The following is a 2,822-nucleotide window of genomic DNA, read 5'->3' as shown; positions in this document are numbered from 1 at the left end:
TGTCCGGAATGTCGACGCCGGCACAACCCGCCGTTGCAGTCGGGTGTATCAGCTTGTCGCTGTCAGGTTCGGTCATGTCATCCACCGTAGCGAAGATCGGCACTTCGCCGTTATTGGGCAACAACAGCTTCAGAGTTGAGCGGCGTCGCGGCGGAAACTCTCAGCCCAACTGAGAAGTCCCGCCCCCGTCCGGAGACGGGAGCGGGACTCGGGTGTCAGCGAACTCGGCAGCGCGTCAGACAGCTTCCTTTGTCGCCTGCGCTGCGAGGGTGAGCGCGATGTCGACGATCATGTCCTCCTGACCACCCACCAAACGGCGGCGTCCAGCTTCGAGCAGCAGTGTGCGAACGTCGATTCCGTAGCGCTCCGACGCAGCTTCGGCGTGGCGCAGGAAGCTCGAGTACACACCGGCGTAGCCGAGAGTGAGGGTTTCGCGATCGACGCGGACCGGCCGGTCCTGCAGCGGTCGGACGATGTCGTCGGCGGCATCCTGCAGGGCGAACAGGTCGCAGCCGTGCTCCCACTCTTCGATGTTGGCGACGGCGATGAAGGCCTCGAGGGGGCAGTTGCCGGCACCGGCGCCGTGACCGGCAAGCGAAGCATCGACGCGGGTGACGCCGTTCTGCACTGCGACAACGGAATTGGCAACCGAGAGTGAGAGATTCTCATGGGCGTGGATACCGATTTCGGTGCCCTCGTCCAGGATGTCGCGGTATGCACGAACACGATCCGCGACGTCGTTCATCACCAGACGCCCACCCGAGTCGGTGACGTAGACGCAGTGCGCGCCATACGATTCCATCAACTTGGCCTGCTTGGCCAGTTCTTCGGCAGGCGCCATGTGGCTCATCATCAGGAAGCCCGAGACGTCCATGCCGATCTCGCGGGCGGTTTCGATGTGCTGCGCGGAGACGTCGGCCTCGGTGCAGTGCGTGGCAACGCGAACCGAGCGAACACCGAGGTCGTAAGCATGCTTGAGTTCACTGATCGTGCCGACACCCGGAAGCAGCAGCGTGGTGAGACGAGCGTGCTCGAGTACCTCGGCCGCTGCTTCGATCCATTCCCAGTCGGTGTTCGAGCCGGGGCCGTAGTTGAGCGAGCCGCCGGCGAGGCCGTCACCGTGTGCTACTTCGATCGCGTCGACGCCGGCAGCGTCGAGAGCTGTGACGATCCGCTTGACGTCGGTGGGCGAAATGCGGTGGCGGACAGCGTGCATGCCGTCACGAAGGGTGACGTCCTGGACGAAGATCTTGCGGTTGCTCACTTGGTTGCTTCCTTCTGCTGGGCGATGCGCTCCGCGATCTGCATTCCGGCGGACGTCATGATGTCGAGATTGCCGGCGTACGCAGGCAGGTAGTGTGCCGCGCCCTCGACCTCGAGGAACACCGACACCTGGTGGGTGGGGCGATTGCCGTCGACGAGCAATGTCTCGACGGGCTGGTCGGCCGGGATCTCGGTGATCTGGACTTCCTGCTTGAGTCGGTAGCCGGGGACATACGCGGAGACGTCGCCGACCATCTTCTCGATCGACTGACGGATCTCGTCGTGAACAGCCGGGTCCGGTGCGTCGACGAGGCAGAAGACCGTGTCGCGCATGATGAGCGGCGGCTCAGCGGGGTTGAGGATGATGATGGCCTTGCCGCGACGAGCGCCGCCGACTGCCACGATCGCCTCGGACGTGGTCTCGGTGAACTCGTCGATGTTGGCGCGCGTTCCGGGACCGGCCGACTTGGAGGCGATGGACGCGACGATCTCCGCATACGCCACCGGGACGACCCGAGAAACAGCGGCAACCATCGGGATGGTGGCCTGGCCGCCACACGTCACCATGTTGACGTTGGGTGCGTCCAAGTGCTCGTCCGCGTTGACAGCCGGTACGACGTACGGTCCGATCGCGGCAGGCGTCAGGTCGATCATGCGCTTGCCGAGGGGAGCCAGCCGCGCGTTGTTGGCCACGTGAGCCTTTGCCGAGGTGGCGTCGAAGACGATCTCGATCTCGTCGAAGTTCGGCAGACCGACAAGGCCTTCGACGCCTTCTGCCGTGATCGGCACGTTCAGACGCGCCGCGCGAGCGAGGCCGTCCGACGCGGGGTCGATACCGACCATCGCGCCCATCTCCAGGTAGTCGGAGTTACGCAGCACCTTGATCATCAGATCCGTGCCGATGTTGCCCGATCCGATGATCGCGACCTTGACCTTGCTCATGCGTTGTCCTCTTCGCTGGAGAAACTGGTGGTGACGGAACCGAGCCCGGAGACGGTCACGGTGACTACGTTGCCTGCGGTGACCGGTGCCATGGGGCCGAGAGCGCCGGACAGGATCACCTGCCCTGCGGTCAGCGGCTGCCCCAACTCACGTGCAGTGCGGGCGAGCCAGACGACGGCTTCGATCGGATCGCCCAGGCAGGCGGTTCCGACGCCGGTGGACACCTCGGTGCCGTCGACGGACATCGACATGACGACGCCGGCGGGTTCCACCTCGTCGAGGGTGCGTCGTTCAGTTCCCAGGACGTACACGCCCGAGGACGCATTGTCGGCGACGGTGTCACCGAACTTGATGTCCCACGACTCGATGCGGCTGTCGCAGATCTCGATCGCGGCGACGGCGTAGTCGATCGCACCGCGCACCTGCGCACTGTCCAGCGGTCCGTCCACGAGGTCGGCACCGAGCACGAAGGCAACTTCCGCTTCGACCTTGGGCTGGATCAAACGGCTCATGGGGATGGCGCCGCCGGCGGGGAACTCCATGTCGGCGTACAGCACGCCGAGGTCGGGCTGGTCGACACCGAGCTGCTGCTGGACTGCCACCGAGGTCAGGCCGAT

At 65.0% G+C, this 2,822-nt stretch carries 3 protein-coding genes; all 3 read right to left on the bottom strand.

Features of this window, described 5'->3' with window-relative positions; genetic code table 11:
- Window positions 1-235: 235 nt before the first annotated feature.
- Complete coding sequence (gene dmpG / locus ACYP01_RS16245) at window positions 236-1,264, bottom strand: 4-hydroxy-2-oxovalerate aldolase (protein ID WP_020909650.1); 1,029 nt, start codon at window positions 1,262-1,264, stop codon at window positions 236-238.
- The gene (locus tag ACYP01_RS16240; protein WP_003943168.1) at window positions 1,261-2,205 is read right to left on the bottom strand and encodes an acetaldehyde dehydrogenase (acetylating); all 945 of its coding nucleotides are present in this window, start codon (window positions 2,203-2,205) and stop codon (window positions 1,261-1,263) included. The genes dmpG and ACYP01_RS16240 overlap by 4 nt, the downstream gene beginning before the upstream one ends.
- Window positions 2,202-2,822 (bottom strand): 2-keto-4-pentenoate hydratase (locus ACYP01_RS16235; RefSeq protein ID WP_459681143.1); only part of this gene is annotated, 621 nt, incomplete at its 5' end. The genes ACYP01_RS16240 and ACYP01_RS16235, both read right to left, overlap by 4 nt.

The organism is Rhodococcus sp. no. 34 (genome assembly GCF_054589475.1).
The sequence above is the reverse complement of the archived record's forward strand: the minus strand, read 5'-3'. Positions and strand labels throughout refer to the sequence as shown.

Coding starts and splice junctions, on each gene's coding strand:
- ACYP01_RS16240 (WP_003943168.1), bottom strand. CDS start 2,205: ATGAGCAAGGTCAAGGTCGCGATCATCGGATCGGGCAACATCGGCACG.